Genomic DNA, 24162 nt, shown 5'->3' with positions numbered 1-24162 from the left:
TATTTTTATTGACGATAAATAAACTCCCAAGCAATTTAATTCAAATTGCTTGGGAGTTACACGTAAAACTAATAACCTTCAATTATTCCTGATCAACCGAGTGTTTCTCTTTGTTTTCTTCTTTATTTAAAATTTGTTTGCGTTCTTCATAATTCATTCGACGTTGATTAACAGCACTTGGCTGATTCTTTCTTTTTTCTTTCATACGTTGATTATAAGCTTTACGTTTTTCTTTTTTCTTAGCACGTAATTCCGCTTTTTCTCTTTTACGTTGTGCTTTTTGTTCTTTCTTATCAATATATAAGTCTTTTTCTACATTATTTTCATCATCATTAACTTCATTCGGCATACTATTTTTTGATTTATATTTATACTTTCTTTGTCTTGAAAGCACGCCAGAAGTATCATCATTTGAAGATTGTTGATATTCACTTGTTACAGCACGTTTAGGATATTGATTATATTTATCTTCCTCAATATCATCATTAAAATCTTGCTCATCATTATTTTGAGTAATATGATTATAATCTTCATAATCATGTTCTCTTTCATTATAATCACTTGAAGGTTTACGACGAATACGACGTTCTGATTTTTTAGTCTTACGAGGTGATTCTATGTACTCTTTTTCATCATTATATTGAGTAGGTTCTTCTTCATAATAATATCTATCATCATAATCATCTCTTTGATTATAATAAGGGGGATAATCGTAAGTAGAACCATATGCTGGAACTGTTTCTATTTTACTTCTTCTTGCAAACATCATAATCGCTGTAATGAAGAAGAAGATTGGAATAATTAATGTAATAAATAATAACACTAAAGGTAAAGTAATAATGGAAGCAATTAAAAATAATATTCCAGATAAAATTCTAATATTCATAGAAATTAAAGCTAAAAATGAAATTAATAAACAAATGATAAAGTACACGATAATTGCCCAAATTCCATTTTGTAACCATATAACAAATTGAGTCGTATTTAGACTATTGTTAACTAGTATTTGTTGTATTAATTGATTATTATTCATGGAATTTTCAAGATTTTGAATTGATGTATCATTACTGAATGATACGAGTGCAATAAACATTGTAATAACCGTTAATATTAATAAGAAAATCCAACTAATCCAACCTAAAAGTTTCTCAGTTAAACGGCTCACAGGTCGTTTGATTTGTGTGTATCGTTCTCCTGACATTTATTACAACTCCTTAATTGACTTGTCAAATTATTATATCTAATTTATAGGAAAATAACTACTAATTATCACTTATTTTAACGACATTTTAAAATTCAAGAAACTTTCGTTATATTCTCCTAATGTTTTCTCTCCTAAATCTTTATAAACTTCTAATCGTTTTTGTTCTTTTTGAGTTGGATAAAAACGGTGATCATTTTTTATGTTATTAGGTAATAAATTTCTAGCCGCCTTATTCGGAGTAGCATACCCAACCCATTCTGTATTTTGTTTATTATTTTTAGCATCTAATAAAAAGTTAATAAATTGATATGCGCCTTCTTTATTTTGAGCAGTTTTAGGAATAACCATGTTATCAAACCATACATTCGAACCTTCTTTAGGAACCACATAATCATAAGTATCTCCCTCTTGAACAAGTGGTGCTGCTACACCACTCCATACTACAGCAATATGGCCTTCATTTTGTTGAAGCATCATAGTAATTTCATCGCCTACTACCCCTCTAACTTGAGGGGTAAGAGATTGTAAGTCTTGTTCTGCTTGCTTAATATGAACAGGATTGGAATCATTTAAACTATAACCCAATTTATTTAAAGCTAATCCTATAATTTCTCTAGCCCCGTCAACAAGTAATATGTCATTTTTGTATTTAGACTGATATAAATTGTTCCAACTATCAAATTGTTCATTAGGATACGCTTTTTTATTGTATAGAATACCTACCGTTCCAAAAAAATATGGTATTGAATAGTTATTTTGTGGATCATAAGCCATATTCATATAATCAGAATCCAAATTTTTAATATTGGGTATTTTCTGATGATCTAAAGGTTCTAATAAATGTTCTCTTTTTAATTTTTGAACAGTATATTCACTTGGAAATGCAACATCATAATGTGTACCACCATTTTTAATTTTTGCTTCCATGGCTTCATTTGAATCAAACGTTTCATAAACAACTTGTATACCTGTCTCTTTTTCAAATTTCTTTATTAAATCGGGATCAATGTATTCCCCCCAGTTATATACATAAACTTTTTTACCAGTTTTTGTATGATCTTGAGAATTAAACCAATGACTTATTCCTAAACATATCAATCCTACTACAATGGCACCGATAATTAACTGAAAAAATTGTTTCATTCTATTGCACCTCTTTTAGCACTTCTACGTTTTAATATATTTTGAAGTGCATAGTATCCAATAATACCTAGCACAATAGCTAAAAATAAGATTGTTGAAATAGCATTTATTTCCATACTGATACCTTTTCGAGCCATGGCATACACCTCTACTGATAAGACACTAAATCCATTACCTGTCACAAAAAAACTTACAGTAAAATCATCTAGGGAATAGGTAAGTGCCATAAAAAAGCCACCAATAATAGCAGGCATTAAGTTTGGTAAAAGTATACGTCTGAGTACTTGAGATTCTGTAGCGCCTAAATCACGAGCTGCATTTAACATATTATGATTCATTTCATATAGCTGTGGTAGCACAAGAATGACTACTATAGGTATACAGAATGCAATATGCGATGCTAATACTGTTCCAAATCCTAATCCTAATCCAAATATATGTCCTAAAGCTGTGAACATAATTAAAAATGAGGCACCTATGACAACATCAGATGAAATCATTAGTACATTATTTAATGTAAGTAATGTCAATTTAAACTTCTTATTTCGCAAATAATAAATTGATATTGCTCCAAATGTTCCTATAATAGTAGATACTGCTGCGGATAGCAATGCAACTGCTATTGTATTGAATATTACAGACATTAAATGATCATCTTGAAATAAAGCTTGATAATGTTCTAATGTAAAATGTTCAAAATGTACCATATTTCCAGCTGAATTAAACGAATAAAACATTAAGAAAAAAATAGGAAGGTATAATACAACAAGTAATATTCCTATATAAAGTTTTCCGTACCATTTCATTTAATTCACCCTCTTCCATTTGTTTCTTTAGATTTAGTAATAATTAAGATAAAGGCCATAAATACAATTAAAAAGATAGCTATTGACGAACCCATTCCGTAGTTTTGAATAACTAAAAATTGTTCCTCAATAGACGTACCAATATTAATCACTTTATTTCCAGCTATCAATCTAGTAATCATAAATAATGATAGTGCTGGTATAAATGTAACTTGAACACCTGTCATCACACCTTCTTTAGTCAAAGGAAGTATGACTTTACGAAAAGTAGTAAATGTATTTGCACCTAAATCACTTGAAGCTTGTAATAAATTATTAGGAATTGATTTCATGCTATTAAAAATAGGCAAAATCATAAATGGTATATAAATATAACTTGCAACAAGTAAAAACGCACCTGATGTAAACAACAAATTTAGTGGACCAATATGCATTATACCTAACATTTTATTAATCATACCTTCGTGACTTAAAATTCCAATAAAAGTATACGTTTTTAACAATAAATTAATCCATGTGGGTATGATTAATATAAGTAACCAAATATTTTGGAATTTTGAAGATCTAATAAAATAGGCTGCAGGATAACTTATAATTAGTGTAATGATTGTTATAAGTGTCGCATAAAAAATAGAATCCCACATCATTTTTAAATATTTCATTGAAAAAACTTGTCGATAATTTGTAAAACTAAAGTGACCATTTATATCGATAAATGAAAAATATACAAGTAATAGCACAGGAATAATAATAAAAATAATCATCCATAATAAATATGGAATGATGAGAAATTTATTTAAATTACGCATGTTCAATATCCTCATAACTTTCAATACGTTTATCAAATTCTTCTTCAGTTTCTCCAGGAACCATAATATGAATAGCTTCAGGTTCAAAAAACAAACCTACCTGACTTCCTATTGTTGTCTTTTTAGTAGATTGGATAACCCATTCATACCCTTTCTCATCAATACAACAAATTTCGTAATGTACACCTCTAAAAAGCATTGAATCGACAGTTGCAGTGAATAAACCTTGTGTCGATTCAACTAAAGAAATATCCTCTGGACGAATCACTACTTCAATTTTTTTCCCAGATGGAATCCGAGCATCAACACATTCAAAATCCTGACCATATATATTCACTACAAAATCTTTAACCATTGTGCCATCAACAATATTAGATTCTCCAATAAAATCAGCCACGAATCGATTCACTGGTTCATCATAAATATCTGTTGGTGTACCAAATTGTTGTATTTCACCATCTTTCATCACAAAAATATAATCACTAAGTGCCAATGCTTCTTCTTGATCATGAGTAACAAAAATAAAAGTGATGCCTAATCTTTTTTGTAACTCACGAAGTTCATATTGCATTTCAGTACGTAATTTTAAATCTAGTGCCGAAAGAGATTCATCTAATAATAAAATTTCAGGTTTATTTACAATAGCTCTGGCAATAGCGACTCTTTGTTTTTGTCCCCCACTCATTTCATCAATATGACGTTGTTCATAACCTGTTAACTTAACAAGTTTTAATGCTTCTTTAACTTCTTTATCAATCTCTTGTTTAGAAAACTTTTTTAGTCTTAAACCAAAAGCAATATTCTCATATACATTTAAATGAGGAAATAAAGCATAATCTTGAAATACTGTATTTACTCTACGTTTATTTGCAGGTAATTTTTCGATAGACTGATTTTTATAAATAATTTGACCTTCATTAGGTTGTTCAAATCCTGCAATAAGTTTTAAAATCGTAGTTTTACCACATCCTGAGGGACCGAGCAACGTATAAAAATATCCCGATTCAATATCTAAGTTCATATTATTTAATATTGTTGTATCATCAAATTTCTTAGTAACTTTTTTAAAAGATAATAGTGACTCCAATCCATTTCCTCCTTTATAAGTATGATGCTGTTGCTACAATTAGAATTTTAACTTCATTTTCTGAATGATTATGTAATTGATGTAATTCATTTGCTCTAAAATAAAATACATCTCCCTCATAAGCTTGATAGCGCTCTTTACCTAACGTAAGTGTTACACATCCTTCTAAACAATAAATAAAGGTATCAGATTCAGAAGGTTCAAAAGATTTGTACGATGATCTAGGCTTAATTGTTATTATAAGAGGTTCCATTTCATTTTCATTTGAACTAGGTACAACCCAATTTAAAATATATCCTCTGTCATATTCATCATAAATAGTCCGTTCACTTTTTTTATACAATACTTTTTCTTTCGCTTTTTCCTTAAAAAAATCACTTGGTGTAGTACCTAATACTTCTAATATACTTAAAAATGTTTCCATACTTGGAGACGCATATTCACTTTCAATTTGTGATATATATCCTTTTGATAAATCAGTTCGTTCCGCTAACTCTTCTTGAGTAAGATTTTTTTGACGTCTTAAATTTTTTAATTTATATCCAATTTGCATAACTAACCACCTAAAAAAAGCTGTATCTTGTTTACTATTATCAAACATTTTGTTTAATGCTTAATAAAAATAACAAAATACAGCTTTAAATTCAATAGGTATATTAAAAAATTAAGATTAAATTAGAGATCTTAATTTTTACTAAAATTTTCTTGATCAGGATGTTTTTTAACTTCTTGGATTACTTTATAGCTATTATAGCCACTTTTTTCTTCAAATTCTTTAAAAATTTGTTTTTCTTCAGCTTTACCTGGCACAATTTGTTTAAATTTTTTATATTGTTTCATTAGTTCAGTACCTATTATAGATTTTTCATAATAGTTTTCAATTTGATTAAAAAATTTAATAACATCAACCATTTCCTCATTAGACCAATCTAAATCGAGTGGATATTGATATTCCATAATTACCCTCCAAAATATAAATTTATTTCTATAAAAAAAGGTGGAACTAGATTCCTTATAAAATCATAGTCCCACCGTAAATGGTTATTTCAATTATTTCAATTAAATATGTCGATTTAATTCTCAATTATTTCAAAAGGAAATTACATAGTATGGATTGGTAATCCAATAGCTTTTTCAGCAACTTCCATAGTCATTTCACCTAATGTTGGGTGAGCATGAACAGTTAATGCGATATCTTCAGCATTCATGCCTGCTTCGATAGCTAAACCTAATTCAGAAATAATATCAGAAGCACCATTACCTGCTACTTGAGCACCAATAACTGTGTCATCTTCTTTTAATGTAATTAATTTAACGAAACCAGTTGTATCGTCTAATGATAAAGCACGTCCGTTAGCAGCATAAGGGAATTTAGATGCTTTGAAATCTAAACCTTCTTCTTTAGCTTGAGCTTCAGTATAGCCAACTTGAGCTAATTCTGGTTCAGTGAAGCATACAGCAGGCATACCAATGTAATCAACTTCTGATGCTTGACCTGAGATTACTTCTGCAGCTACTTTACCTTCATAACTTGCTTTGTGTGCAAGTGGTAAACCAGGTACGATATCACCAATGGCGTAGATGTTTTTAATAGAAGTACGACTTTGTTTGTCTACTTCTAATAATCCACGATCAGCAAATTTAAGACCTAATTCTTCTAAGCCTAATTCGTCTGTATTTGGACGACGACCTACAGTTACTAATACATAATCAGCTTCAATTGTTTTTTCTTCACCTTTAGCTTCGTAAGTAACTTTAACACCGTTTTCAGTTTCTTCAGCGTTTTTAGCCATAGCTTCAGTGATAATTTCAACGCCTTTTTCTTTCATACCTTTTTTAACAGGTTGAACCATTTGTTTTTCGAAACCGCCAAGAATTTCTTTAGCACCTTCTAAAATTGTAACTTCAGAACCGAAGTTAGCAAAGGCAGTACCAAGTTCTGAACCAATATAACCGCCACCGACAACTACTAATTTACCAGGAACTTCTTGTAAGTTTAAAGCGCCTGTTGAATCGATAACGCGTTTACCAAATTCAAAATTAGGAATTTCAATTGGTCTTGAACCAGTTGCAATAATAGCATTTTTGAAGTTATACGTTTGAGCACTTTTCTCATCCATAACACGTAAACTATTTTCATCTACGAAATAAGCTTCACCACGAACGATGTCAACTTTATTACCTTTTAATAAACCTTCAACACCGCCAGTTAATTTATTAACAACTGATTGTTTAAATTCTTGAACTTTATCAAATTTAAGTGATACGCTTTCAGCAATAATCCCTAAATTTTCAGAGTGTTGAGCTTCTACGAAACGATGAGAAGCATGTAATAACGCTTTCGATGGAATACATCCAACGTTTAAGCACACACCACCTAAGTCACCTTTTTCAACAATAGTAACTTTTTGTCCTAATTGAGCTGCACGAATTGCAGCAACATATCCACCAGGACCTGCTCCGATTACAATAGTATCTGTTTCAATTGGGAAATCTCCAACTACCATGTTTTACCCCTCCATTAATAATAATTCTGGATTATTTAATAAGCGTTTGATATGATTCATAGCATTTTGACCAGTTGCACCATCAATTTGTCTGTGGTCAAAGCTTAATGATAATGCTAATACTGGAGCTGCTACAATTTCACCATCTTTAACAATAGGTTTTTGAGCAATACGTCCAATACCTAAAATAGCTACTTCTGGGTGATTGATAACTGGAGTGAACCATTGTCCACCAGCTGAACCGATGTTACTAATTGTACATGTAGCACCGCTCATTTCTTGAGATGTTAATTTACCATCACGAGCTTTAACAGCTAATTCATTGATTTCATCTGAGATTTGGAAAATAGATTTACGATCTGCATTTTTAACTACAGGTACTAATAAACCTCTTTCAGTATCTGCAGCGATACCGATATTCCAGTAATGTTTGTGTACAATTTCACCAGCTTCTTCATTAAATGACGTATTCAGTGCTGGGTATTTTTTAAGTGCAGAAACAAGCGCTTTAACAACATATGGTAAGAATGTTAATTTAATACCTTGTTCAGCTGCAACTTCTTTGAATTTTTTACGGTGATCCCATAAGTCTTGAACATCAATTTCATCCATTAATGTTACGTGTGGAGCAGTGTGTTTTGAGTTAACCATTGCTTTAGCAATTGCTTTACGCATAGCAGGGATTTTTTCTGTAGTTTCAGGGAAGTCTCCTTCAGGTACTGATTGAGTTTGAACTGCAGAAGTATCTTCTGATGTTGAAGCAGCTGCACTTTCATTTGAAGCTGTTGCTGCTTGAGCACCGCCACCATTTAAGTGGTTATCGATGTCTTCTCTAGTAATACGTCCATTTTTACCTGAACCAGAAACTGCTTTAATGTTCACGCCTTTTTCACGTGCATATTTACGTACAGATGGCATTGCTTTAATTCGTCTGTTTTCGTCTACTTTTTCATCTTGTGATGTTGAAGCTGCTGGAGTTTCTTCAGTTTTAGCTTCTTCTTTTGCAGGTTCTTCTTCTTTAGATGAAGCATCGTCATCATCATGACCTTTAAATTGCATTTCTTCTGCATCTGGTGCGTCAATTTTAACAATGACATCACCTACAACTGCTACAGTGCCTTCTTCAACTACTACTTCTTCAATTGTACCGCTTACAGGAGATGGGATTTCTACTACAGATTTATCATTTTGAACCTCTGCTAATACGTCATCCTCTTCAATTGTATCTCCGGCTGAAACAAACCACTTAACGATTTCACCTTCGTGGATACCTTCACCAATGTCGGGTAGTCTAAATTCAAATGCCACGTTCTTATCCTCCTAAGATTTAAATATTTATTATTTAAATAAATTTATAACATAGAGGAAGGACAGAATAATATGTCGTGTCTGTTAACACTTTATCATTTTGTCCTACGTCTCTAGTTTACAATTAATTATATATACATAAAATAAATAGAAAATACTTATTTTAAATATATAGATTCATATATAGCTTACTGTTTTGTATATACTATTAGAATTCTAAAGTAGCTTTAGCTTGTTCAATAATATCATTTTTATTTGGTAACCAAACGTTTTCAGCTTGAGTAAATGGATATACAGTATCAGCAGCAGCAACACGTGCAATTGGAGCTTCTAATGAAAGAATAGCACGTTCAGCTAATTCAGCTGCTACAGTAGCACCAACACCAGCTTGACGTTGAGCTTCTTGAACAACTACTGCACGACCAGTTTTTTCAACTGATGCAACTAATGTATCAATATCGATTGGTTGAACTGTACGTAAATCGATAACTTCTACAGAGTAACCTTCTTTTTCAAGTTCTTCTGCAGCTTTTTCAGATTCTTGTACCATTGCACCGTATGCAATTAATGTAATGTCATTACCTTCTTTTTTGACATTTGCTTTACCAATTTCAATTGTATATTCTTCTTCAGGAACTTCTTCACGGAATGAACGATATAATTTCATGTGCTCTAAATATACAACTGGATCGTTTGATCTGATTGATGAAAGTAATAAACCTTTAGCATCATAAGGACCAGATGGAATAACTACTTTAATACCTGGTGATTGAGCTAAAATACCTTCTAAGTTATCTGCGTGTAATTCTGGAGTGTGTACCCCACCACCAAATGGTGTACGAATTGTTACAGGAGCAGTTTTAGAACCACCTGAACGGAAACGCGTACGAGCAATTTGACCAGCAACTTCATCAAACACTTCAAATACGAATCCTAAGAATTGAATTTCCATTACAGGACGGAAACCTTCTACAGTTAAACCAAGAGCTAAACCACCAATACCAGATTCAGCTAATGGTGTGTCGAATACACGGTCTTCACCGAATTCTTTTTGTAAACCTTCAGTAACACGGAATACACCGCCGTTAACACCAACGTCTTCACCGAAAATTAAAACGTTTTCGTCATTTTGCAATTCAGTTTTAAGCGCATTGTTAATCGCTTGAACCATTGTCATTTGTGCCATGGCTTATTTCGACTCCTTCTCTTTGTAAATTTCATATTGTTCAGCTAAATTTTGAGGCATATCTTCATACATGATATCCATTAAATCAAGAACAGTTTGTTTTGGAGTATTGTCAGCCTCTTTAATTGCTTTCTTGATGTCGTCTTTAGCACGTTCAATAACTTCGTTTTCTTTCTCTTCGCTCCATAATCCTTTATTTTCTAAGAATTTTCTGAAACGAACTAACGGGTCTTTTTTCTCCCACTCTGCATCTTCATCTGAAGTTCTGTAACGAGTTGGATCATCTCCAGCCATTGTATGTGGACCATAACGATAAGTCATAGTTTCGATTAATGTTGGACCTTCACCATTAATTGCGCGATCACGAGCTTCTTTAGTAGCTTGATATACAGCTAATGCATCCATACCATCAACTTGGATACCAGGGATACCTACTGCAATTGCTTTTTGAGCTAATGTAGTAGCAGCTGTTTGTTTACTACGTGGAGTAGAAATAGCATAGTTATTGTTTTGGATAACAAAGATTGCTGGTGCTTTATAAGCAGAAGCAAAGTTAATACCTTCGTAGAAATCACCTTGTGAAGAACCACCATCACCAGTGTAAGTGATAGCAACTGCTTTTTTACCACGTTTTTTAATACCGAATGCCACACCAGCTGTTTGGATATATTGTGCACCGATAATGATTTGTGGACTGAATGCGTTTACGCCTTCAGGGAATTGGTTACCTTTAAAGTGACCTCTTGAGAATAAGAAAGCATCAGTTAACGGTAAACCGTGCCAAATAAGTTGTGGTACATCACGGTAACCAGGTAAAATGAAGTCTTCTTTTTCTAAAGCATATTGAGAAGCTAATTGAGATGCTTCTTGTCCTGCTGTTGGAGCATAGAAACCTAAACGACCTTGTCTATTTAAAGAAATAGAACGTTGGTCAAGAATACGTGTCCACACCATTCTTTCCATTAATTCTACTAATTGTTCATCAGTTAAATCAGGTACTAAGTCTTCATTTACGACATTACCATCTACGTCCAAAATTTGAACCATTTCAAATTTCGACTGAGTATCATTTAATACTTTTACTGCATCGAATTGGGCTTGTAACTTAGGAGCCATTCAATTCACCATACCTTTCCCATATAATAGAAATTCATTTTATCCACTCATAGTGTACCACAATTATTTTAGACTGTTAAACATTTTCATAAAGTTCTGTATTACTAAAAAAAGATACAGTCTGAGAAACTGTATCAATGTAACAATTAACACTGTATTAGTGATGTTAAGAGATTAAATGATCGACGTCTTGTTTTTCTTTATTAACTGTATTCATTGCCTTAGCATAAGCCTGGAATTTTTTCTTAAAGTTTTCTTGAGCTTTATTAAGCGCATTGTTTTTTTCGTCTACTTGAGATTGCGTTACTCCATCTTGTTTGACTAATTCAAATAAATCTTTTTCTTTACTTAATACATTTCTATAAGCCTTAGCATAGTCGTCATGTGTTTTATATTTGTTTTTTATAGCATCATCAAGTTGTTTAACTTCTTTTCTTTTATTATCATTTTTAATATCGTTAATATGAGAATCGCCTTTTTTAAATTGTTTTTCGGAATTTTTTAAAATTGAAACTTCCTTATCAAAGGTTTTTTCTCGTTTATCAATATTATCAAGTACATCGTCAGCTGCTTTACTACGTGTATTACTGTCATTACTATTTGCTTTTTTATACAAACCTTGTTTCTTTTCTTCAAGTGAATTTAGTTTTTTACTAACCTCATTTATAGATTGTTCTTTATCAAATGCTTTTTGAACATTATCGTCATAAGCTTTTACCTCTTTTTTATCAGTTGTACAACCAGCTAATAAAAGTGTAGAGGCAGCTGCAACAACTATGGTTTTACGTAATTTCATTAATGTCATTCCTCCTCATAGTGTTTCGATTGTAATATTATATAAAGATAGTTTATAAATCAAATGAAACTATATAATGTACGTAAATGTATATTATCTGTTATATTTTATATTATATAAGGAAGGTGTATAACATGTTAACAATGAAAGATATTATTAGAGATGGACATCCTACGTTACGCGAAAAAGCAAAAGACGTGAATTTACCTCTTTCTGAAGAAGACAAAAATACTTTGCGTGATATGCGTGAATTTTTAATTAATAGTCAAGATGATGAAATTGCTAAAAAATATGGTCTACGCTCTGGAGTAGGTTTAGCTGCACCACAAATTAATATTTCAAAAAAAATGATAGCTGTGTATTTACCTGACGATGGGGAAGGTAAATCTTACGACTATATGTTGGTCAATCCTAAAGTAATTAGTCATAGTGTTCAACACGCTTATTTACCTACTGGTGAGGGTTGTTTAAGTGTAGATGAAAATATACCTGGTTTAGTTCATCGTCATTATAGAACAACAATTAAAGCTTATGATATTGATGGTAATGAAGTTAAATTACGTTTAAAAGGTTATCCAGCAATTGTATTTCAACATGAAATTGATCATTTAAATGGTATTATGTTCTACGATTATATCGATAAAGATCATCCTCTTACTCCATTACCAGACTCAGTTGAAGTCTAATATTCAAGCCTAATGCATTTTTACATTATTGTAATAAATGTGTTAGGTTTTTCTTTTTTTATTCAATTTCCTCCTACTTTTACTACATATAAACTGCTTTATTTATTCTGATACATAAGGTAAAATAAAAATTAACTGAAATCATAGTAAATTACTATCTTTCAAAAAATGAACGACATGTATGATTTGCCTTTAAGCACAGTAAAATAAATATTATTTTATATTAAAAATTTAAAATGCCTGTTATGTAGCATTCACGTTAGATGTGAAAATAAATAAACATGTATATTTTATTTATTTTCTACTTGTGCTCATAAGACAATAAATAAACATTTATTTAGGAGGAAATATATATCATGGCAGTATTTAAAGTATTTTTTCAACATAATAAAGACGAAGTAATTGTTCGTGAGAACACAAATACAATTTATGTTGAAGGTGAAACTGAAGAACAAGTAAGACGTTATTTAAAAGATCGCAATTATAATATCGAATTTATTACTAAATTAGAGGGCGCACATTTAGAATATGAAAAAGAACATTCTGATCACTTTAATGTGGAGAACGCTCAATAATGAAACAATTACATTCTAATGAAGTAGGTGTATATGCTCTAGGCGGCTTAGGTGAGGTTGGTAAAAACACTTATGCTGTGGAGTATAAAGATGAAATTGTTATCATCGATGCTGGAATTAAGTTCCCTGATGATAATTTATTAGGTATAGACTACGTTATTCCTGATTATACCTACTTAGAACAAAATCAAGATAAAATTGTTGGTTTATTTATTACTCATGGACATGAAGACCATATAGGTGGTGTGCCCTACCTATTAAAGCAAATTAATGTGCCTATTTATGGTGGCCCTTTAGCTTTAGGTTTAATACGCAATAAATTAGAAGAACACAATTTACTGCGTAATGCTAGTTTAAATGAAATTACAGAAGATAGTGTTATAAAATCTAAACATTTTGAAATTTCTTTTTACTTAACTACGCATAGTATCCCAGAAGCATATGGTGTTGTTGTTGACACACCTGAAGGTAAAATTGTCCATACTGGTGACTTCAAATTTGATTTTACACCTGTTGGTGCGCCTGCTAATATCGCCAAAATGGCAGAGCTTGGTAAAGAAGGCGTATTATGCTTGTTATCTGACTCTACGAATGCGCTAGTTCCTGATTTCACATTAAGTGAACGTGAAGTTGGACAAAATGTAGATAAAATTTTCCGTAACTGTAAAGGTCGTATTATTTTCGCAACCTTTGCATCAAACATCTATCGTGTCCAACAAGCGGTGGAAGCAGCAATTAAATATAATCGTAAAATTGTAACTTTTGGCCGTTCAATGGAAAATAATATTAAGATTGGTATGGAGCTGGGTTATATCAAAGCACCCCCAGAAACATTTGTTGAGCCTAACAAAATTAATAATATTCCTAAACACGAGTTACTTATTTTATGCACTGGCTCTCAAGGTGAACCAATGGCTGCACTTTCACGTATCGCTAATGGTACACACAAACAAATTAAAATTATACCTGATGATACTGTAGTATTCAGTTCTTCTCCTATTCCAGGGAATACTAAAAGTATCAATCGTACAATTAACGCATTATATAAAGCTGGTGCTGATGTTATTCACAGTAAGATTTCTAACATTCATACATCAGGACATGGTTCCCAAGGCGACCAGCAGTTAATGCTTCGTTTAATTCAACCTAAATACTTCTTACCTATTCATGGTGAATATCGTATGCTAAAAGCTCATGGTCAAACAGGTATTGATTGTGGTGTTAAAGAAGAAAATATCTTTATTTTTGATATTGGTGATGTTTTAGCTTTAACACACGATTCTGCGCGTAAAGCTGGTCGAATTCCATCTGGTAATGTATTAGTTGATGGAAGTGGCATCGGTGATATTGGTAATGTTGTCATTCGGGATCGTAAATTATTATCTGAAGAAGGATTGGTTATTGTTGTAGTAAGTATTGATTTTAATACAAATAAACTTCTTTCAGGTCCAGATATTATTTCACGTGGTTTTGTTTACATGCGTGAATCTGGCCAATTAATTTATGATGCACAACGAAAAATTAAAACGGATGTTATTTCAAAACTAAATTCAAATGATGATAGTCAATGGCATCAAATTAAATCTTCAATCATTGAAACGTTACAGCCGTATTTATATGAAAAAACAGCTCGTCGTCCAATGATTTTACCAGTAATTATGAAAGTAAATGAAGAATAAAAACACACGGTATTTCTTAAGAAATACCGTGTGTTTTACTATCTTACTATTTTTTTCTCAAAACGATTTAAATCATTATCGTGGCCGATCATTATCATAATATCTCCAATTTCAATATTCATGTTTGGATCTGGTGATACAATGATTTCTCGTCCTCTTTTTATTGCAATAATATTAATACCGAATTGTGCTCGAATATCTAAATCTCTGATTGTTTGACCAGTCAATTTTTCACTTACTTTTAACTCTACTAATGAATGCTCATCTGCGAGTTCAAGGTAGTCTAGTACACTTGCACTTGCTACATTATGTGCAATACGACGACCCATATCTCTTTCCGGATGTACTACAGTATCAGCACCAATTTTATTCAAAATCTTTGCATGATAATCGTTTTGTGCTTTGGCCGTAACTTTTTTAACACCTAATTCTTTCAATATTAAAGTTGTTAATGTACTAGATTGAATATTCTCACCTATTGCCACAATGACATGGTCAAAATTTCGTATACCTAAACTTTTCATTACCGCTTCATCTGTAGTGTCAGCTACAACAGCATGTGTTGCAATTTCACTATATTCATTTACTCGAGCTTCATCTCTATCAATAGCCATAACATCCATATCTAAAGCATTTAGCTCTCTTACAATACTTCCTCCAAAACGACCTAATCCTATCACTACATACTCTTTCTCCATGACTTCTGGAACTCCTATCTAAAAAATAAGAGCTAAAATGATAAGTTCATTTATATACTAGAAACTTATTCAAAGTTCTATAAATATAAATTACTCTCATTTTAGCTCCTCTCTTAATTTAAATTACTTTTTACCTTCCACATATTGTTTATCGAAAACGAATAATCTCAATAACAATATTAACGATGGAAGTAATAAAAGTAAACCTAAAATAAAGACGATTGTTAATGCTAAGCCCATTGATGAGTTTACACCTGAATCTGAAATTTTAATATATGGATAAAGAATATAAGGTAACTTACTCATACCGTATCCGTAAAAAGCGAAAGCCATTTGTAAAATTACCATAATAAATGCTAAACCATGATACTTTTTAATCATATTTAAAATTCCTGCAATTAAGAAGAAAATAAAACTAATTGCAAACATCCACCAATAATGCGTAATTGCATTATAAAAGTGATTAGAGTTTTGTATTCTTAATGATAAGAATACAAATAATGAAATAATAATCATCGGTGGACCCCAGAACATAAACCATTGACGCATAAATTTATAAGCTACTTTATCTTTTGCTTTAGAAGCATAATATGTTAAAAATCCTGATGATATATATAATACACTTACAATTGCTAAAAATACAACTGACCATGCGAAAGGACTTAATAGTAACTGTACCCAATCCAAATCAAAATGATTGCCTTGTTCATTAATGTATCCACCTTCTGAGATAGTCAATACAGTTGCGAGTGCTGCGGGTATTAAAAGTCCAGTAATACCATATAAAAATATCCAGGGCAGTTTATTATCTTGTCCATAATGTTCAAAAGCATAAAAACTACTTCTAATAGAAATAAGAATTAAAGCGATTGAACCAGGAACTAATAACACTGTCCCTAAATAAAGAGCTGAATCTGGGAAAAATCCTACAAAACCTACAAAGAAAAATACAAAAAATACATTTGTTACTTCCCATACAGGATTTAAATATCTTTCTATAAGATGATTAATCTTTTTTTCTTCTCCCGTTAATTTTGTATGCAAAGTTAAAAATCCAGCACCAAAATCAATAGACGCTACGATAATATAAAAAAATAGGAAAGTCCATAATACTGTAATACCTATGCCAGTATAATCCATTATTCTTGACCTCCAATCACTTTATCAATATCCTCGCGAGCTGGTTTATTTCTAAACATTCTCAATAATACATAGGCAGATGTAAAGAGAAGTACAAAATAAAGTAAACCGAATAGAATTGTTACTAACGTAATTCCTCCTGCCTGTGTAGCAGCTTGGCTAACACGCATGTAACCTCTAACAATCCATGGTTGACGTCCCATTTCAGTTAAGAACCAACCAAACTCTATAGCAAGCATTGAAGCAGGTCCTGTTAAAAGTACTGCATAAAGCATTACTTTTTTAGTTATAATAGGACGTAGTTTTTTTATCATTAATGCTAATATGAAAATGCCTGATACGATAAAACAAAAGATTCCCATCGATACCATTAAATCAAAGAAATAATGAACGATTAATGGAGGTAAATCATTTTTAGGAAATTCATTTAAACCTTTTACTTTAGTATTAATATTATTATCAGCTAAAAAGCTCAGTAATCCAGGAATTTTTATGGCTCCTGAAACTTCTTGTGTTTTTTCATTTAAGACACCAAAAAATACTAAATCTGCTTTAGAATGTGTATCAAAATGCCACTCGTAGGCGGCTAATTTTTCTGGTTGTACTTTATGAAGAAACTTAGCAGACAAATCTCCAGCTAACATTGATAATAATGTTTGAATAAATCCAAGAATCATAGTCATTTTTAACGCTTTTTTATGATATGGCGCATCTTCACTATATTTATTTTTCAATAATTTAAATGCAGCGATTGCTGCCAAAATAAACGCCATCGTCATACCAGCTGTTGCAACAACATGAAATGCTCTAACTAAAAATGAAGAATTGAACATTGCTTCAAATGGTTGAACATTAACCATTTTGCCTTTTTTCATTTCAAAACCTGCTGGAGTATTCATAAATGAGTTCACTGAAGTAATAAAGAACGCTGAGAATGAACCACCAATAATAACAGGTAAACTAATTAAAAAATGTATCCATTGATTTTTAAAACGATTCCATGTATATAGATAAATACTTAAAAAGATTGCTTCAAAGAAGAAAGCAAATGTTTCCATAAAAAGAGGAAGCGCGATAACATGGCCACCCATTTTCATAAACGTAGGCCAAACAAGTGAAAGTTGTAATCCAATAATTGTTCCAGTTACAACTCCAACTGCAACTGTAATCGTATACCCTTTTGACCAACGTTTTGCTAATGCTATATATTTAGGATCTTTCTTTTTGATCCCTAAAAACTCTGCGATTGCAAACATTAATGGCATTCCTACTCCAATAGTAGCAAAAATAATATGAACGCCTAATGTCATCCCTGTCAAAAAACGACTAATTTCGACAGAATTCATACTTAACCACCTTTTCTATAATTTAAAATTAAAGCCTATAGATTTAAATTATATACCTAAACATTAGTAACTAAAATTTTTTTGTTTACTTTTTAATAGAGAATTTAAATGGAATTCACATAAAATTCACAATTTGCATTTTTTAATTACCTTATATATAGTAAGAAAAGTATAATTAAAAGGAGAATATGATTTATGTCTAAAATAATTATCTATACACAAGATGATTGTCCACCTTGTAATTTTTTAAAAAATTATTTAACGGAACATCATATTAATTTTATTGAAAAAAATATTAAGTATCCTTCTTATCGTAAGGAAATGTTAGAATATGATGCATTCTCTACACCATTTATCTTATTAAATGAGGAGCCTATGTATCAGGTAGATTTAGAAAAAATTAACAAAATATTTGATATCCAACTGTAGTATATAAAAAAAGAACCTGAGACATCATAAGTTGTCTCAGGTATTTTTAATATTATTTAGAAATGTGATGAACAAGTTCTTTAACTTCATCTTGTGTTGCACAATTAATGGCACGATTTGCTAATTCCGTCATTTCGTTTTTACTTAAACCATTAATTTGTCTTCTAGCTTTAAGAATAGAAGTTGCACTCATAGAGAATTCATCTAATCCTAAACCTAATAATAATGGAATTGCTGTTTCATCGCCAGCCATTTCACCACACATACCAGTCCATTTACCTTCTTTATGAGAAGCTTCAATAACCTGTTTAACTAAACGTAAAATTGCTGGATTATATGGTTGATATAAATATGAAACACGTTCAGACATACGATCAGCTGCCATAGTATATTGAATTAAGTCATTAGTTCCTATACTAAAGAAATCTACTTCTTTAGCAAAGATATCAGCTAACGCAGCAGTAGAAGGAATCTCTACCATGATACCTACTTCGATATCCTCAGCAACTTCTTGTCCTTCGCTAGTTAATTTATCTTTTTCTTCTAAAAGAATAGCTTTAGCATCTCTAAACTCTTTAATAGTAGCTACCATTGGGAACATAATATTTAATTTACCATAAGCAGATGCGCGTAATAACGCACGTAATTGTGTTCTGAAGATATCTTGTTGATCTAAGCACAAACGAATTGCACGATAACCTAAGAATGGATTCATTTCTTTAGGTAAATTTAAATATGGTAATTCTTTATCTCCACCAATATCTAAAGTACGTACAACAACGCGTTTATCTTTCATAGTTTCTAAAACTTTTTTATACGCTTCAAATTGTTCGTCTTCAGTTGGCATTTCATCTCTACCCATATATAAAAATTCTGTTCTATAAAGACCAATTCCTTCAGCGCCATTTTCCATAACACCATATAAATCATCAGGTGTACCAATATTAGCAGCTAATTCTGCATGTTCACCGTCAACAGTTACAGTTTCAGCATCACGAAGTTTTTGTAATTCTTTTTTATCTTCAAAGAAACGCTCACGTTTATTTTGATAAGCAATGAGTTCATCTTCAGTTGGATCTATGATAACGTCACCAGTAATACCGTCAACAATAACCATATCTCCTTGTTTTACTTCATGAGTAATCGATTTAGTACCCACCACGGCTGCAATTTCTAATGAACGACTCATAATTGCAGAATGACTTGTACGTCCACCAATATTTGTAACAAAACCTTGAACAAACTCTTTGTTTAATTGTGCAGTATCAGATGGTGTTAAATCATTTCCTATAATAACTACACTTTCGTCAATCATACTAGGATTTGGTAAGTCCACGCCTAAAAGATGAGCAAGTACACGCTTAGAAACGTCACGAATATCTGCTGCACGTTCTTTCATATACTCATTATCCATAGATTCAAAAATAGTAATGAATTGAGTCGTAACTTCATTTAATGCTTCTGGAGCATTTACTTTCTCATTCGCAATTTTATCTTCAATTGGCTGAATTAATTCTGGATCATCAAGTACAAGTAAATGTGCATCAAAAATAGCAGCTTTATCTGCACCTAATGATTTTTCAGCATTATTTCTAATTTTTGTTAATTCAATTTTGGAAGCTTCTAAAGCGTTTCTGAACTTTTTAATTTCAGCATCAGTATCAGTAATTTTCTCATTCGTAAATGATAAATCAGGTTCTACTAGTAAATATGCTTTGGCAATTGCAACTCCATCAGAAGCTGCAATACCTTTAATTAATTTAGACATAATTACTCTGTTAAACCTTCTTTTGATAAAACTTCACTGATAGCTTGAATTGCATCTTGTTCATCGCTTCCATCAGCATAGATAGTGATTTCAGCATCTTTACCTACACCTAAACTCATAACGCCCATAATTGATTTTAAATTTACTTTTTTACCGTTATATTCTAATTGAATATCTGAATCAAATTTAGATGCAGTTTGCACTAACATTGTAGCTGGGCGTGCATGAATTCCAGTTTCGTCAACAATTACATATGATTTTTGTTCCATAATCTATTTCTCCTCCGTAAGTTAGAAAATTAATTTTCTTATTATCTAACATAAAAATTTATACCCTAACACTACCAAAATATATAACTGAATTCAATTCTTATATAATTGAATTATTATAGAAAAATACACTTATATTAATAAAGTAGCAATCATTATATAAGTATAGCGTTATGTTAGTCAATTTTCTAATGTTATATATAAATTTCTTCCCTTTTATTATACTACATTTTTAAAAAATTAAATAATATCACGTAAAACTTTTTCACATTTTTCTATATGATCTTGACCTAATTTATTCATAAAGTAGTAACTAATTGAAGCTGAAACAGCTTGTCCCACTATTGGGAACCATTTTGTTTGTTTTGCTGCTGTACGCTTAGCAACATCTCTAATAATTAATTTCAAAGCACCACTAGTTACTTTTTCACCAATCATTGAACTACCTTGAATTGCTGCTGCTGATAAAATACGTTCTTTAACATCTTCACCAAGAGAATTGACTTGTTTTTGATCAAGGCCGTAAATTTTATTAATATCTTCAATAATATCTTTCATCAATTTGATATCTACACCAAAGTCTAATCCTGGAATTGGCACAACACTCATTCCTGAAGATAATAAAGATTTTTTCTTAACGACTGCTTTAGCTTTTTCTCTACGTTGTGCAATTTCTTCTTCGTTTTTAGGTAAGATATCTTTTTCGTTAATTTCTTCTATATCTAAGACTTTTTTACCAACTTTATCAGTAACTCCATTTGTAATTTTATGAATAATCCCCATTTACTAACTCACCTTTCGTTTTTCATAATATTTTCAACATACATTTAATACCCTATTTCAGTACTTTAATGCTTAATATTTATGAATACAGCTTTTAAATATTTAGAAGGTTTATAATGTGGATGTGTTTTAAAGTCTTTTGGTAATCCCATGACTTCTTCTATTTCATATTCTACGTTAGCTTGTTCCAATGTTTTCTTAATTACATTTTTAAATGCTTTTAAAGAAAAAGCACTTGAATTTGTACATAGCAGCAATGTACCATCTGGTGCTAAAACATCTAAAGCACCATTAATTAAATCATCATAATTTTTTTGTACTGAAAAAGTTTTCTTTTTATTACGTGCAAAACTAGGCGGATCAATAACTATTGTGTCATATTGTTTTCCATGACGTGCTGCATAATTATAAAAATCAAATGTATCCATAACATAGATATATTGACTTTTAGGATCTACACCATTTAACCCAAAATTTTCTTCGGTTAATGTACGAGAACGATTAGCTAAATCTACACTTGTTGTAACTTTAGCATTTTTAGATGCTACTACTGAAAACGCGCCCGTATAACTAAATAGATTTAAAACACTTCTATTTTCAGCAAAATAATCACGTAATTTTTTACGAACTTCTTTTTGATCTAAAAATATTCCTGTCATCAATCCATCGTTTAAATCAACATTGTAAAATGTAAAATTTTCTTCAATAACTATTGGAAATTCTGGAGTTTTTCCAAGTACATGTCCCCCTGTATACTCCGTATCTTTAAAGCGCATTTTTTCAAAAACAGATTCAAATTTAAATACTTTTTTTATTGCTTCAATAATTATATAACGAAACTTGTAAATTCCTTTTGAATACCATTGAATAAGTAAATGTCCATTATAATTATCAATAGTTAAGCCTCCAACGCCATCTCCCTCAGCATTAAATAGTCTAAAAGCATTAGTTCCTTCTATATTGTAGTAATACTCTCTTTCTTCTAGCGCTTTTTTAAATAAATTTTCAAAGAAAGTAATATTGATATCTTCTTCTTGGCTATATGTGATTACCCATCCTAAGCCTTTATGTTGACGTCCTACATAAGCTGTTGCTATGTATTGGTTATTTTCAGTAACTATATTAAACAAGTCACCTTCTTTTAAATGATCATGTTGAAAAATATCTTCTTCTTCAACTAAAGGATATTGATTTAAATATTTAGTTTCTTTGCCTTTATTTAAAGTTGCTATTTTCATTTTAATTTCTCCTATTTTAATTTTTTTAACGAATCTGTTGTGATTTACTCTACTATTTTAACAAATTTAAAATTCTTCACCTAAATATTAAATTAAAAAAAGAAGTGGAACAATGAATTCAAAAATGAATTCTATTCCACTCCCTTACTCAGATTATGGTTTTTCTTTTAATTGCAACGAAAATGCTATAATTACAGGTATTAACATAATAATTAATGTAGGTGTTATAAATATTGAAAGTAATAGACCATGAATCATTATATTAATAAATTCAGTAAGCAATTTGAAAAATAGAATACTAATCATAAACAACTGTAAATAGTAAAATTTGCCTCTTAAAAAATGAGTAAATGTCGTAGCAATGTAAATGATAATAATAAAGAGTAATATTAACAATGTAATCCATTCAATCACGTATTGAGTTTGTGATAATTCCCATTCTCCAGATACAAATAGAGCATTTCTGTTATTAAATTCTATAAATGTAAATAAGAATAAGATAAACCCACAGAAAATTTCCACATATGCTGGTTTAATCCATTTAGGACGTCTCATCCACTTAGGAATATCATCTTCTTCTATATCTACAATATTTTTAAATTTACTTTTAAATTTATCGCGTTTAGATCTAATTTTATCTAAATCTACACTTCTTCTTGTCTTATGTGCATATTCTGATGTTTTATCTTGAAGTTGTTTAAAATGAACTTTTGATTGAGTCGAAACGTTTCCTTTTTGAGTTCTTGATAATTTAGGCTCTTCTTCCCCTAATTCTTCTTTTGTTAAAGGTAACGCACGGCGTAAGAATAAGAAATTCCAAATTGCCGCTTGAGCTAATAACCACATAATGATGAAGAATGTATTTACACTTAAAATATCAATAGGCTCAATCTCATTTGCATCGATTTTGCCATACAATGACATTTGAGTAATCAAGTAACTTATTCCATATGAAATAATAATCCATAGATAATGAACTTTTCTATTTTCTTGATACAATTCATCTTTATAGACGATATATCCTGTATGAATCACAAATGGAATAATGAATATGATTGCCCAAAAACCATATACTTGAGTCATCAATGTAATTGTAATGAGGAAGTATAAAATACCAATGACTAAAAAGAAAATTGAGATGTCGTAATCGTATTTGGTTGTTCTAAATAACGTATATCCAATCAATATGACTAGAATACCAAATAGAATAATTATGACTGCACTTACAACTGGAAAGTTGCCTATGAATCTACTCATCACTCTAATTATTTCACTAAAAAATGCATTAAGAAAGTCCCATATATTATGTATTTTTAAATCAATTTTATCTTTATCTTTTAGTTTATGAATTAAAGGCAAATTGATTAAGATAATGAGACCTGTGAAGAGTGAAACGATACCGATCAAGTAACTATAGATAATCTCGGCGTGTTTCTTAAGAAAAGACATACAGTTCACCTCAAAATTAATTATATATGAACTTTCTATTCTTGTCTTTAATAAAAAATAAAATACTTCTCTAGACTGAGATTAAGTTTATCCTTTTATTAATTGGGTATATTAATTTTGTAAAGTAATTTATGAAAAAG

At 30.8% G+C, this 24162-nt stretch carries 24 protein-coding genes; 4 read left to right on the top strand and 20 right to left on the bottom strand.

Going from position 1 to position 24162, the window contains the following annotated elements:
- Window positions 1–82 precede the first annotated feature (82 nt).
- The 12 genes from auxB to HMPREF2953_RS04055 all read right to left on the bottom strand — a co-directional run bounded on the left by auxB (window position 83) and on the right by HMPREF2953_RS04055 (window position 11962).
- A complete protein-coding gene (gene auxB / locus HMPREF2953_RS04110) occupies window positions 83–1201 on the bottom strand; it encodes a lipoteichoic acid stability factor AuxB (RefSeq protein ID WP_070671954.1) in 1119 nt (372 codons plus the stop codon).
- Window positions 1202–1273: 72 nt separating this feature from the next.
- A complete protein-coding gene (locus HMPREF2953_RS04105) occupies window positions 1274–2347 on the bottom strand; it encodes an ABC transporter substrate-binding protein (RefSeq protein ID WP_049335417.1) in 1074 nt (357 codons plus the stop codon).
- Window positions 2344–3153 (bottom strand): ABC transporter permease, encoded by an 810-nt coding sequence (locus HMPREF2953_RS04100; RefSeq protein WP_070671952.1) that lies wholly within the window; start codon window positions 3151–3153, stop codon window positions 2344–2346. Before HMPREF2953_RS04100 ends, HMPREF2953_RS04105 begins: the two co-directional genes overlap by 4 nt.
- Before the next feature lie 5 nt (window positions 3154–3158).
- Window positions 3159–3962, bottom strand: a complete 804-nt coding sequence (locus tag HMPREF2953_RS04095; protein WP_070671950.1) for an ABC transporter permease — start codon at window positions 3960–3962, stop codon at window positions 3159–3161.
- Window positions 3955–5049: an ABC transporter ATP-binding protein gene (locus HMPREF2953_RS04090; protein WP_002455494.1), complete on the bottom strand. Its 1095-nt coding sequence runs from the start codon at window positions 5047–5049 to the stop codon at window positions 3955–3957. Before HMPREF2953_RS04090 ends, HMPREF2953_RS04095 begins: the two co-directional genes overlap by 8 nt.
- Before the next feature lie 13 nt (window positions 5050–5062).
- Window positions 5063–5602, bottom strand: coding sequence for a helix-turn-helix domain-containing protein (locus tag HMPREF2953_RS04085; RefSeq protein WP_049335411.1), 540 nt, complete (start codon window positions 5600–5602; stop codon window positions 5063–5065).
- A 131-nt stretch (window positions 5603–5733) separates the two neighbouring features.
- The gene (locus HMPREF2953_RS04080) at window positions 5734–6006 is read right to left on the bottom strand and encodes a UPF0223 family protein (RefSeq protein WP_070671948.1); all 273 of its coding nucleotides are present in this window, start codon (window positions 6004–6006) and stop codon (window positions 5734–5736) included.
- Between the two features lie 143 nt (window positions 6007–6149).
- Window positions 6150–7556, bottom strand: a complete 1407-nt coding sequence (gene lpdA / locus HMPREF2953_RS04075) for a dihydrolipoyl dehydrogenase (RefSeq protein ID WP_002455496.1) — start codon at window positions 7554–7556, stop codon at window positions 6150–6152.
- A gap of 3 nt (window positions 7557–7559) precedes the next feature.
- On the bottom strand, window positions 7560–8864 hold the full coding sequence (locus tag HMPREF2953_RS04070) for a dihydrolipoamide acetyltransferase family protein (protein WP_070671946.1): 1305 nt from the start codon (window positions 8862–8864) through the stop codon (window positions 7560–7562).
- Between the two features lie 208 nt (window positions 8865–9072).
- Entirely contained in the window at window positions 9073–10050 is a 978-nt protein-coding gene (locus HMPREF2953_RS04065) for an alpha-ketoacid dehydrogenase subunit beta (protein WP_002448131.1), read from the bottom strand.
- Window positions 10051–10053: 3 nt separating this feature from the next.
- Window positions 10054–11166: a pyruvate dehydrogenase (acetyl-transferring) E1 component subunit alpha gene (gene pdhA, locus HMPREF2953_RS04060; RefSeq protein WP_002448048.1), complete on the bottom strand. Its 1113-nt coding sequence runs from the start codon at window positions 11164–11166 to the stop codon at window positions 10054–10056.
- A gap of 166 nt (window positions 11167–11332) precedes the next feature.
- Window positions 11333–11962 carry a YkyA family protein gene (locus HMPREF2953_RS04055; RefSeq protein WP_002448147.1) on the bottom strand — a complete coding sequence of 210 codons (630 nt, stop codon included), beginning with the start codon at window positions 11960–11962 and terminating at the stop codon, window positions 11333–11335.
- Window positions 11963–12096: 134 nt separating this feature from the next.
- On the opposite strand from HMPREF2953_RS04055, the gene def reads away from it, so the two are divergent.
- The 3 genes from def (at window position 12097) to rnjA (ending at window position 14902) form a co-directional block, all read left to right on the top strand.
- Window positions 12097–12648, top strand: a complete 552-nt coding sequence (gene def, locus HMPREF2953_RS04050) for a peptide deformylase (RefSeq protein WP_002448106.1) — start codon at window positions 12097–12099, stop codon at window positions 12646–12648.
- 356 nt (window positions 12649–13004) lie between these two features.
- Entirely contained in the window at window positions 13005–13223 is a 219-nt protein-coding gene (locus HMPREF2953_RS04045) for a DNA-dependent RNA polymerase subunit epsilon (protein ID WP_002448185.1), read from the top strand.
- A complete protein-coding gene (rnjA, locus tag HMPREF2953_RS04040) occupies window positions 13223–14902 on the top strand; it encodes a ribonuclease J1 (RefSeq protein WP_070671944.1) in 1680 nt (559 codons plus the stop codon). Before HMPREF2953_RS04045 ends, rnjA begins: the two co-directional genes overlap by 1 nt.
- A 38-nt stretch (window positions 14903–14940) precedes the next feature.
- Here rnjA and HMPREF2953_RS04035 read toward each other — a convergent pair whose 3' ends face one another.
- The 3 genes from HMPREF2953_RS04035 to HMPREF2953_RS04025 form a co-directional block, all read right to left on the bottom strand.
- Window positions 14941–15600, bottom strand: a complete 660-nt coding sequence (locus HMPREF2953_RS04035; RefSeq protein ID WP_002448135.1) for a potassium channel family protein — start codon at window positions 15598–15600, stop codon at window positions 14941–14943.
- Window positions 15601–15723: 123 nt separating this feature from the next.
- Complete coding sequence (locus HMPREF2953_RS04030) at window positions 15724–16740, bottom strand: cytochrome d ubiquinol oxidase subunit II (protein ID WP_002448141.1); 1017 nt, start codon at window positions 16738–16740, stop codon at window positions 15724–15726.
- The gene (locus tag HMPREF2953_RS04025; protein WP_002448254.1) at window positions 16740–18086 is read right to left on the bottom strand and encodes a cytochrome ubiquinol oxidase subunit I; all 1347 of its coding nucleotides are present in this window, start codon (window positions 18084–18086) and stop codon (window positions 16740–16742) included. Before HMPREF2953_RS04025 ends, HMPREF2953_RS04030 begins: the two co-directional genes overlap by 1 nt.
- A 195-nt stretch (window positions 18087–18281) precedes the next feature.
- Between HMPREF2953_RS04025 and HMPREF2953_RS04020 the strand changes: the two genes are divergently transcribed.
- Window positions 18282–18515, top strand: coding sequence for a glutaredoxin family protein (locus HMPREF2953_RS04020; protein ID WP_002448107.1), 234 nt, complete (start codon window positions 18282–18284; stop codon window positions 18513–18515).
- A gap of 52 nt (window positions 18516–18567) precedes the next feature.
- Here HMPREF2953_RS04020 and ptsP read toward each other — a convergent pair whose 3' ends face one another.
- The 5 genes from ptsP to auxA form a co-directional block, all read right to left on the bottom strand.
- Complete coding sequence (gene ptsP, locus HMPREF2953_RS04015) at window positions 18568–20283, bottom strand: phosphoenolpyruvate--protein phosphotransferase (protein WP_070671942.1); 1716 nt, start codon at window positions 20281–20283, stop codon at window positions 18568–18570.
- 2 nt (window positions 20284–20285) lie between these two features.
- Window positions 20286–20552 carry a phosphocarrier protein HPr gene (locus HMPREF2953_RS04010; RefSeq protein WP_002448249.1) on the bottom strand — a complete coding sequence of 89 codons (267 nt, stop codon included), beginning with the start codon at window positions 20550–20552 and terminating at the stop codon, window positions 20286–20288.
- A gap of 240 nt (window positions 20553–20792) precedes the next feature.
- A complete protein-coding gene (locus HMPREF2953_RS04005; protein ID WP_049335406.1) occupies window positions 20793–21335 on the bottom strand; it encodes a DUF697 domain-containing protein in 543 nt (180 codons plus the stop codon).
- Window positions 21336–21400: 65 nt separating this feature from the next.
- Window positions 21401–22573 (bottom strand): class I SAM-dependent rRNA methyltransferase, encoded by a 1173-nt coding sequence (locus HMPREF2953_RS04000; RefSeq protein ID WP_002448169.1) that lies wholly within the window; start codon window positions 22571–22573, stop codon window positions 21401–21403.
- Between the two features lie 153 nt (window positions 22574–22726).
- The gene (gene auxA / locus HMPREF2953_RS03995) at window positions 22727–24022 is read right to left on the bottom strand and encodes a lipoteichoic acid stability factor AuxA (RefSeq protein ID WP_049335403.1); all 1296 of its coding nucleotides are present in this window, start codon (window positions 24020–24022) and stop codon (window positions 22727–22729) included.
- Between the last annotated feature and the right edge of the window lie 140 nt (window positions 24023–24162).

Source organism: Staphylococcus sp. HMSC072E01 (assembly GCF_001814125.1).
Taxonomy (GTDB): domain Bacteria; phylum Bacillota; class Bacilli; order Staphylococcales; family Staphylococcaceae; genus Staphylococcus; species Staphylococcus hominis.
This window is presented reverse-complemented; position numbering and strand designations above follow the sequence as displayed.

What these genes read in the sequence shown, in the direction of transcription:
- HMPREF2953_RS04025 (WP_002448254.1), bottom strand. Translation starts at nt 18,086, where the DNA reads ATGAATTCTGTCGAAATTAGTCGTTTTTTGACAGGGATGACATTAGGC.
- lpdA (WP_002455496.1), bottom strand. Translation starts at nt 7,556, where the DNA reads ATGGTAGTTGGAGATTTCCCAATTGAAACAGATACTATTGTAATCGGA.
- HMPREF2953_RS04100 (WP_070671952.1), bottom strand. Translation starts at nt 3,153, where the DNA reads ATGAAATGGTACGGAAAACTTTATATAGGAATATTACTTGTTGTATTA.
- HMPREF2953_RS04080 (WP_070671948.1), bottom strand. Translation starts at nt 6,006, where the DNA reads ATGGAATATCAATATCCACTCGATTTAGATTGGTCTAATGAGGAAATG.
- HMPREF2953_RS04105 (WP_049335417.1), bottom strand. Translation starts at nt 2,347, where the DNA reads ATGAAACAATTTTTTCAGTTAATTATCGGTGCCATTGTAGTAGGATTG.
- rnjA (WP_070671944.1), top strand. Translation starts at nt 13,223, where the DNA reads ATGAAACAATTACATTCTAATGAAGTAGGTGTATATGCTCTAGGCGGC.
- auxB (WP_070671954.1), bottom strand. Translation starts at nt 1,201, where the DNA reads ATGTCAGGAGAACGATACACACAAATCAAACGACCTGTGAGCCGTTTA.
- ptsP (WP_070671942.1), bottom strand. Translation starts at nt 20,283, where the DNA reads ATGTCTAAATTAATTAAAGGTATTGCAGCTTCTGATGGAGTTGCAATT.
- HMPREF2953_RS04000 (WP_002448169.1), bottom strand. Translation starts at nt 22,573, where the DNA reads ATGAAAATAGCAACTTTAAATAAAGGCAAAGAAACTAAATATTTAAAT.
- HMPREF2953_RS04010 (WP_002448249.1), bottom strand. Translation starts at nt 20,552, where the DNA reads ATGGAACAAAAATCATATGTAATTGTTGACGAAACTGGAATTCATGCA.
- HMPREF2953_RS04045 (WP_002448185.1), top strand. Translation starts at nt 13,005, where the DNA reads ATGGCAGTATTTAAAGTATTTTTTCAACATAATAAAGACGAAGTAATT.
- HMPREF2953_RS04085 (WP_049335411.1), bottom strand. Translation starts at nt 5,602, where the DNA reads ATGCAAATTGGATATAAATTAAAAAATTTAAGACGTCAAAAAAATCTT.
- HMPREF2953_RS04020 (WP_002448107.1), top strand. Translation starts at nt 18,282, where the DNA reads ATGTCTAAAATAATTATCTATACACAAGATGATTGTCCACCTTGTAAT.
- HMPREF2953_RS04065 (WP_002448131.1), bottom strand. Translation starts at nt 10,050, where the DNA reads ATGGCACAAATGACAATGGTTCAAGCGATTAACAATGCGCTTAAAACT.
- def (WP_002448106.1), top strand. Translation starts at nt 12,097, where the DNA reads ATGTTAACAATGAAAGATATTATTAGAGATGGACATCCTACGTTACGC.
- auxA (WP_049335403.1), bottom strand. Translation starts at nt 24,022, where the DNA reads ATGTCTTTTCTTAAGAAACACGCCGAGATTATCTATAGTTACTTGATC.
- HMPREF2953_RS04030 (WP_002448141.1), bottom strand. Translation starts at nt 16,740, where the DNA reads ATGGATTATACTGGCATAGGTATTACAGTATTATGGACTTTCCTATTT.
- HMPREF2953_RS04095 (WP_070671950.1), bottom strand. Translation starts at nt 3,962, where the DNA reads ATGCGTAATTTAAATAAATTTCTCATCATTCCATATTTATTATGGATG.
- HMPREF2953_RS04005 (WP_049335406.1), bottom strand. Translation starts at nt 21,335, where the DNA reads ATGGGGATTATTCATAAAATTACAAATGGAGTTACTGATAAAGTTGGT.
- pdhA (WP_002448048.1), bottom strand. Translation starts at nt 11,166, where the DNA reads ATGGCTCCTAAGTTACAAGCCCAATTCGATGCAGTAAAAGTATTAAAT.
- HMPREF2953_RS04035 (WP_002448135.1), bottom strand. Translation starts at nt 15,600, where the DNA reads ATGGAGAAAGAGTATGTAGTGATAGGATTAGGTCGTTTTGGAGGAAGT.
- HMPREF2953_RS04055 (WP_002448147.1), bottom strand. Translation starts at nt 11,962, where the DNA reads ATGAAATTACGTAAAACCATAGTTGTTGCAGCTGCCTCTACACTTTTA.